Source organism: Achromobacter insuavis, from assembly GCF_902859645.1.
Lineage (GTDB): Bacteria > Pseudomonadota > Gammaproteobacteria > Burkholderiales > Burkholderiaceae_B > Achromobacter > Achromobacter insuavis.
This window is the reverse complement of sequence record NZ_CADIJR010000043.1, coordinates 51,823-58,641: the sequence shown is the minus strand read 5'-3', so window position 1 is coordinate 58,641 and position 6,819 is coordinate 51,823. Positions and strand designations below refer to the sequence as shown.

5 protein-coding genes are annotated in these 6,819 nt (G+C 68.6%); 2 read left to right on the top strand and 3 right to left on the bottom strand.

Annotated features, from left to right (window positions below; genetic code table 11):
* Together ssb and H0523_RS20400 are read right to left on the bottom strand one after the other, a co-directional pair.
* On the bottom strand, window positions 1-435 hold a 435-nt coding region (ssb, locus tag H0523_RS20405), incomplete at its 3' end, for a single-stranded DNA-binding protein (RefSeq protein ID WP_180180132.1).
* A gap of 289 nt (window positions 436-724) precedes the next feature.
* Window positions 725-1,909, bottom strand: coding sequence for an MFS transporter (locus H0523_RS20400; protein WP_054430878.1), 1,185 nt, complete (start codon window positions 1,907-1,909; stop codon window positions 725-727).
* A 134-nt stretch (window positions 1,910-2,043) separates the two neighbouring features.
* On the opposite strand from H0523_RS20400, the gene uvrA reads away from it, so the two are divergent.
* Entirely contained in the window at window positions 2,044-4,899 is a 2,856-nt protein-coding gene (gene uvrA, locus H0523_RS20395) for an excinuclease ABC subunit UvrA (protein WP_369817059.1), read from the top strand.
* 42 nt (window positions 4,900-4,941) lie between these two features.
* The gene (locus H0523_RS20390; RefSeq protein WP_054430882.1) at window positions 4,942-5,604 is read left to right on the top strand and encodes a glutathione S-transferase family protein; all 663 of its coding nucleotides are present in this window, start codon (window positions 4,942-4,944) and stop codon (window positions 5,602-5,604) included.
* A 70-nt stretch (window positions 5,605-5,674) separates the two neighbouring features.
* On the opposite strand, the gene H0523_RS20385 is transcribed toward H0523_RS20390, so the two are convergent.
* Window positions 5,675-6,802: a deoxyguanosinetriphosphate triphosphohydrolase gene (locus tag H0523_RS20385; protein WP_054431100.1), complete on the bottom strand. Its 1,128-nt coding sequence runs from the start codon at window positions 6,800-6,802 to the stop codon at window positions 5,675-5,677.
* Window positions 6,803-6,819 lie beyond the last annotated feature (17 nt).

Here is a 6,819-nt window from a genome sequence, read left to right as displayed (position 1 = left end):
CGGGCGCTGGGCCGGGGCGCGCTGCTGCGGCTGGCGCGCCGGGGCGTCGTCGTAACCGCCGACGCCACCGTAGCTGCCGCCACCGCCGCCGCCGTCTTCGCGGCCGCCCAGCATCTGCATCTGGTCGGCGACGATTTCGGTGCTGTAGCGGTCAGCGCCGGTGTCCTTGTCTTGCCACTTGCGGGTCTTCAGGCGGCCCTCGATGTAGACCGAGCGGCCCTTCTTCAGGTATTCGCCGGCGATTTCGGCCAGGCGGTTGTACATGACCACGCGGTGCCATTCGGTTTCTTCGCGGCGTTCGCCCGATGCCTTGTCCTTCCAGGTGGAGGTCGTGGCGATGGACATGTTGCAGATTGCGGCCCCGTCGGGGCTGTAGCGGACTTCCGGGTCGCGACCCAGGTTGCCCACGAGAATGACTTTGTTAACCGATGCCATGCCGTTGTCCCTCTGTTGTTGACAGCCTGTGCCACACGTTGCCGCGAGCGCGCCGGCAACAACATAAAAAGCGATGTTGAAGACCGGCTTCATGAAACTCGCCGGTCACCGCAATGATGACCGGCGACGCCGGTGAAGCCCTAGTTTGTCTTCTATTATCGACGAAAAGCGTCTGCCGCGCCAAACCGGAATCGTGACAAAGCTGTCCTGTCAGGGAAACGATTTCACCGCTGTTGGGCACCGTTGGCGGCGCGATCCGCGACTTTCCGCCGCCCGCTGGGCGGGCGGCTCAGGCCAGCGGCTTGAGCGCCCAGGTCACGGCCAGCCAGACGGCCGCCAGCACGGCCGCGCCGATGAAGACCGCGCCGGCGCCGGAGTGCGATGCCACCCAGCCGCCCAGCGCGCCGCCCGTGAACAGGCCCGCGGCCTGGGCCGTGTTGTAGAACCCCAGCGCCAGGCCCTTGTAGGCCTGCGGCGCCACGCGCGACACCAGCGAAGGCTGCAGCGCCTCCAGCACGTTGAACGCCACGAAGAAGCCGGTCAGGGCCGCCGCCAGGGTGTAGAAGCCATGGCTGGCGGCCGGCAGCAGCGCGCACACCAGCACCAGCCCGGCCACGGCGGCGCGCAGGGCGCCCCGGTGGGCGCGGCGCTTTTCGGCGACGAACACCACCGGCACCATCAGCACGAACGACACCAGGATCACCGGCAGGTAGACCTTCCAGAGCTCGCGCGCATCCAGGCCGCCGACCTTGGCCAGCAGCGCCGGCACCACCACGAACAGCGACACCTGGATCAGGTGCAGCACGAACACGCCGAAATTGAGCCGCAGCAGGTCGGTGTGGGTCAGCACCTGGCGCGGACTGGCGGCCTGCATGCTGCGGGCCTGGGTGCGCGGCACCACCGGCACCACCCAGCGCGCCACCGCCAGACAGACCACGCCCAGACAGGCGATGGTCCAGAACAGGCCCGACAGGCCCCACCAGCCCACCAGCACCGGCGACAGCACCAGCGACGCGGCGAACGACAGCCCGATCGAGCCGCCCACCATGGCCATGGCGCGGGTGCGCACCTCGTCGCGGGTGGCGTCGGCCAGCCAGGCGGTCACGGCGGCCGAAATGGCCCCGGCGCCCTGGATGGCGCGGCCGATGGTGATCCAGAACACGTCGTCGGCCTGCGCACAGACCACGCTGCCCGCCACGAACAGCAGCAGGCCGAACAGCACCACGGGCCGGCGGCCCCAGCGGTCGGAGGCCAGCCCGAAGGGAATCTGCATGAATGCCTGGGTCAGGCCGTACATGCCCAGCGCCAGGCCGACGCGGGCGGGGTCATCCCCCCCGGGCAGGCCGCGGGCGGCGACGGCGAACACCGGCAGCAACAGGAACAGGCCCAGCATCCGCGCGGCGAACAAACCGGCCAGCGCCACGCTGGCGCGGCGCTCGGAAGGGGTCAATTTCAGTTTCGTGTCTGCCGGCATGCGGAATTTTCAACGATGACGAGGGCCGGTCGCGCGCGAATGTCATGCGCTTGCGGTCTGATCTATGGCCTGAGGACTCGGCGCGCTATAGTACCAAGTTGGCCTTTGCAACCGCTTAAAAGAGCCCGATAGACGTGACCATACGCATTCGGGGTGCCCGCACCCACAATCTCAAGAACGTCTCGCTGGATCTGCCGCGCCACAAGCTGGTGGTGGTCACCGGCCTGTCCGGCTCGGGCAAGTCCTCGCTGGCATTCGATACGCTCTACGCGGAGGGGCAGCGGCGCTACGTCGAAAGCCTGTCCGCCTACGCCCGCCAGTTCCTGCAGCTGATGGACAAGCCCGATGTCGACCTGATCGAGGGCCTGTCGCCGGCCATCTCGATCGAGCAGAAGGCGGCGGGCCACAACCCGCGCTCCACCGTCGGCACCATCACCGAGATCCACGACTACCTGCGCCTGCTGTACGCGCGGGTCGGCACGCCCTATTGCCCGGACCACGGCCTGCCCTTGCAGGCGCAGAGCGTCAGCCAGATGGTGGACGCGGTGCTGTCCTGGCCGGCCGACACCCGGTTGGCAGTGCTGGCCCCGATTGCGCGCGGCAAGAAAGGCAGCTTCGAGGACGAATGCGCCAGCCTGCAGGCGCAGGGCTACGTGCGCCTGCGCGTGGACGGCCAGATGGTGGAAATCGACGGCATGGCGCCGCTGAAGAAAACCGAGAAGCACGACATCGACGTGGTCATCGACCGCCTGCGCATCAAGCCCGAGAGCAAGCAGCGCCTGGCCGAGAGCTTCGAGACCGCGCTGCAGCTGGCCGACGGCCGCGCGCTGGCGCTGGACATGGACGGCAGCCGCGAGCAGGTGTTCTCCAGCCGCTACGCCTGCCCGGTGTGCAGCCACAGCCTGCCGGAACTGGAACCGCGCCTGTTCAGCTTCAACAACCCGATGGGCGCCTGCCCCAGCTGCGACGGCATCGGCCAGGTGGGCTTTTTCGATCCCAAGCGCGTGGTCGCCTTCCCCGAACTGAGCCTGGCCGCCGGCGCCATCCGCGGCTGGGACCGCCGCAACGCGTTCACCCATTCGCTGCTGACCAGCCTGGCGGCGCACTACGAATTCGACATCGAGGCGCCCTTCGAGGACCTGCCCGAGGCGCTGCGCGACAAGGTGCTGTATGGCTCGGGCGACGAGGAAATCTCGTTCCTGTACCTGAACGAAAAGGGCCGCAGCACCGTCAAGCGCCACACCTTCGAAGGCGTGATCCCGAACCTGGAGCGCCGCTGGCGCGAAACCGATTCGGCCACCGTGCGCGAGGAGCTGGGCAAGTACCGCAACATCAAGACCTGCCCGGACTGCGGCGGCTCGCGCCTGCGGCCGGAAGCGCGCCACGTGCTGATCGGCCAGGATCCGCGCGGCGGCGAACGCCACGGCCAGGCCATCTATGAAGTCGAGGCGATGCCGCTGTCGACCTGCCTGGCGTGGTTCCGCGACCTGGCGCTGACCGGCGCCAAGCAGGAGATCGCGCAGCGCATCGTGCGCGAGATCGAGGCGCGCCTGAGCTTCCTGAACAACGTCGGCCTGAACTACCTGTCGCTGGACCGCAGCGCCGACACCATCTCCGGCGGCGAGGCCCAGCGCATCCGCCTGGCCAGCCAGATCGGCTCGGGCCTGACCGGGGTAATGTACGTGCTGGACGAGCCCTCCATCGGCCTGCACCAGCGCGACAACGACCGCCTCATCGGCACGCTGCAGCACCTGCGCGACCTGGGCAACAGCGTCATCGTGGTCGAGCACGACGAAGACATGATCCGCATGGCCGACTGGGTCGTGGACATGGGCCCGGGCGCGGGCGAGCACGGCGGCGAGGTGGTGGCGCAGGGCGATCCCGAAACCGTGCAGCGCGACCCGAACTCGCTCACCGGCCAGTACCTGAGCGGCCAGCGCGCCATCGCCATCCCGCAGCGCCGCCCGGTCACGGACGAACTGCCCTGGCTGACGCTCACGGGCGCCACCGGCAACAACCTCAAGAATGTCGACCTGCGCCTGCCCGCCGGCCGCCTGATCTGCGTCACCGGCGTGTCCGGTTCGGGCAAGTCGACCCTGGTCAACGACACGCTGGCGGTGGCGGTATCGCGCCAGTTGCATCACGCCCAGAGCGAACCCGCCCCCTACGCCGCGATGCAGGGCCTGGAGAACTTCGACAAGATCATCAGCGTCGACCAGAGCCCGATCGGCCGCACCCCGCGCAGCAACCCGGCCACCTACACCGGCCTGTTCACGCCGATCCGCGAACTGTTCGCCGGCGTGCCCGAGGCCCGCACCCGCGGCTACGATCCCGGCCGCTTCAGCTTCAACGTCAAGGGCGGCCGCTGCGAGGCCTGCCAGGGCGACGGCGTGGTCAAGGTCGAGATGCACTTCCTGCCCGACATGTACGTGCCCTGCGACGTCTGCCACGGCAAGCGCTACAACCGCGAGACGCTGGAGATCCGCTACCGCGGCCGCAACATCAGCGAAGTGCTGGACCTGACGGTCGAGCAGGCGCTGGAGTATTTCGAATCGGTGCCGGCGATCGCGCGCAAGCTGCACACGCTGATCGACGTCGGCCTGTCGTACATCCGGCTGGGCCAGAGCGCCACCACCCTGTCGGGCGGCGAAGCGCAGCGCGTGAAGCTGTCGCAGGAACTGTCGCGGCGCAGCACCGGCCGCACCCTGTACATCCTGGACGAACCCACCACCGGCCTGCATTTCCGCGACATCGAACTGCTGCTGCAGGTGCTCAACCAGCTGGTGGACAGCGGCAACACCGTGCTCATCATCGAACACAACCTGGACGTCATCAAGACCGCGGACTGGCTCATCGACATGGGCCCGGAAGGCGGCGACGGCGGCGGCCGGGTGGTGGCGCAAGGCACGCCGGAAGACGTGGCGGCCGCGCCGGAAAGCCACACCGGACACTATCTCGGCAAACTGCTGCGCCGCACGCCGGGCGGCTGAACGGCGCGGCGCAATCAGGGCCTGTCACTAAGGGGAATCGGCATGTACACCTTGATCATCGGCAACAAGAACTACTCGTCGTGGTCGCTGCGGCCCTGGCTCGCGCTGCGCGCCACCGGCGTCGCCTTCACCGAACAGAAGCTGGGCCTGTTCACCGAGGCGTTCGCCCGCCGCCTGGAAACGCTCACGCCGGCCGGCCTGGTGCCGGTGCTGCTGGATGGCGACCTGGCGGTCTGGGACTCGCTGGCGATCTGCGAATACGTGGCCGAACAGCATCCCGAGGCCCGCCTGTGGCCGCAGGACGCGCGCGCCCGGGCCCGCGCCCGTTCGCTGACCGCGCAGATGCACAGCGGTTTCGGCGCGCTGCGCCAGGCGCTGCCGATGAACATCGAGGCGCACCTGCCCGGCATCGATATCCCCGAGGCCGCGCGCCAGGAGATTTCGCGCATGCACGCCATCTGGCAGGACACGCGCGCGGAATTCGGCCAGGGCGGCCCGTTCCTGTTCGGCGCCTTCTCGATCGCCGATGCGTTCTTCGCGCCGATCGTGTCGCGCTTCGTCACCTACGGCATCGCCGCGGCCGGCCCGGTGCGAGACTACATGGACGCGGTGCTGGCGCTGCCGGCGATGCAGGAATGGATGCGCGACGCGCGCGCCGAAGCCACTTTCGTCGAGGCCGACGAACCCTACCGCAAACATCGTTGATGCCGGCGGGCCGCGTCTCGCCGCCTGAACCCGGCGCGCATGCCACCCAGAACGCCGCCTGGCGCCGGCCCTAGCTCATATCGAACAGGCGCCGGTGCTCGCGGATGGCGTAGCGGTCGGTCATGCCGGCAATGTAGTCGGCGATGGCGCGGGCCTGGTCGTTGAAGGCGGCGCGGCGATAGTCCGGCGGCAACAGGCGCGGATCGTCCAGGAACGCCGCGAACAACTCGCGCACGATGCGGCGCGCCTTGGTGGTCATGCGCAGCACGCGGTAGTGCCGATACAGGTTGTCGAACAGGAACTTCTTCAGTTCGTCAGCCTCGCGCCGGATGCCTTCCGAGAACCCCGCCAGCGGCGGCGCGCGGCGCACGTCGTCGGCGCTGGCCGGCGCCGCGTGGCGGATGCGCGCCAGCGACGTCTGCGTCAGGTCGCCGATCAGGGTGTTGATCATGCGCCGGATGGTCTCGGCCACCGCGCGGCGCGACGCCAGGCCGGGATAGCGCGCCAGCACCTCGGCGTAATGGCGCTGGAAGATCGACACGCCCTGCAGCTGCTCCAGCGTGATGAGGCCGGAACGCAGGCCGTCGTCGATGTCGTGGTTGTTGTAGGCCACTTCATCGGCCAGGTTGGCGATCTGCGCCTCCAGCGACGGCTGGGTGCGCGCCAGGAAGCGCTCGCCCACCGCGCCCAGCTGCCGCGCATGGGCCGCCGAGCAATGCTTCAAGATGCCTTCGCGGGTCTCGAAGCACAGGTTCAATCCGTTGAAATCGGCATAGCGCTCTTCAAGCTCATCGACCACCCGCAGGCTCTGCAGGTTGTGCTCGAAGCCGCCGGCCTCGGGCGCCAGTTCGCGCATGCAGGCGTTGAGCTCGTCCTGGCCGGCATGGCCGAACGGCGTGTGGCCCAGGTCGTGCGCCAGCGAAATGGCTTCGGTCAGGTCTTCCGACAGCCCCAGGCTGCGCGCCAGGGTGCGCGCGATCTGCGCCACTTCCAGGCTGTGTGTCAGCCGGGTGCGGAACAGGTCGCCTTCGTGGTTCACGAACACCTGGGTCTTGTATTCCAGCCGCCGGAACGCGCTGGAATGGATGATGCGATCGCGGTCGCGCTGGAATTCCGTGCGGTTTTCCGGCGCGGGTTCGGCATAGGCCCGGCCGCGCGATCGGGACGGGTCGGATGCATAGGAAGCCAGTTCTTTCATCTGCGACACCGTCTCTC

Bases quoted from the DNA above. Each gene is read 5' to 3' on its own strand.
- H0523_RS20390 (WP_054430882.1), top strand. From the start codon at position 4,942: ATGTACACCTTGATCATCGGCAACAAGAACTACTCGTCGTGGTCGCTG.
- H0523_RS20400 (WP_054430878.1), bottom strand. From the start codon at position 1,909: ATGCCGGCAGACACGAAACTGAAATTGACCCCTTCCGAGCGCCGCGCC.
- H0523_RS20385 (WP_054431100.1), bottom strand. From the start codon at position 6,802: ATGAAAGAACTGGCTTCCTATGCATCCGACCCGTCCCGATCGCGCGGC.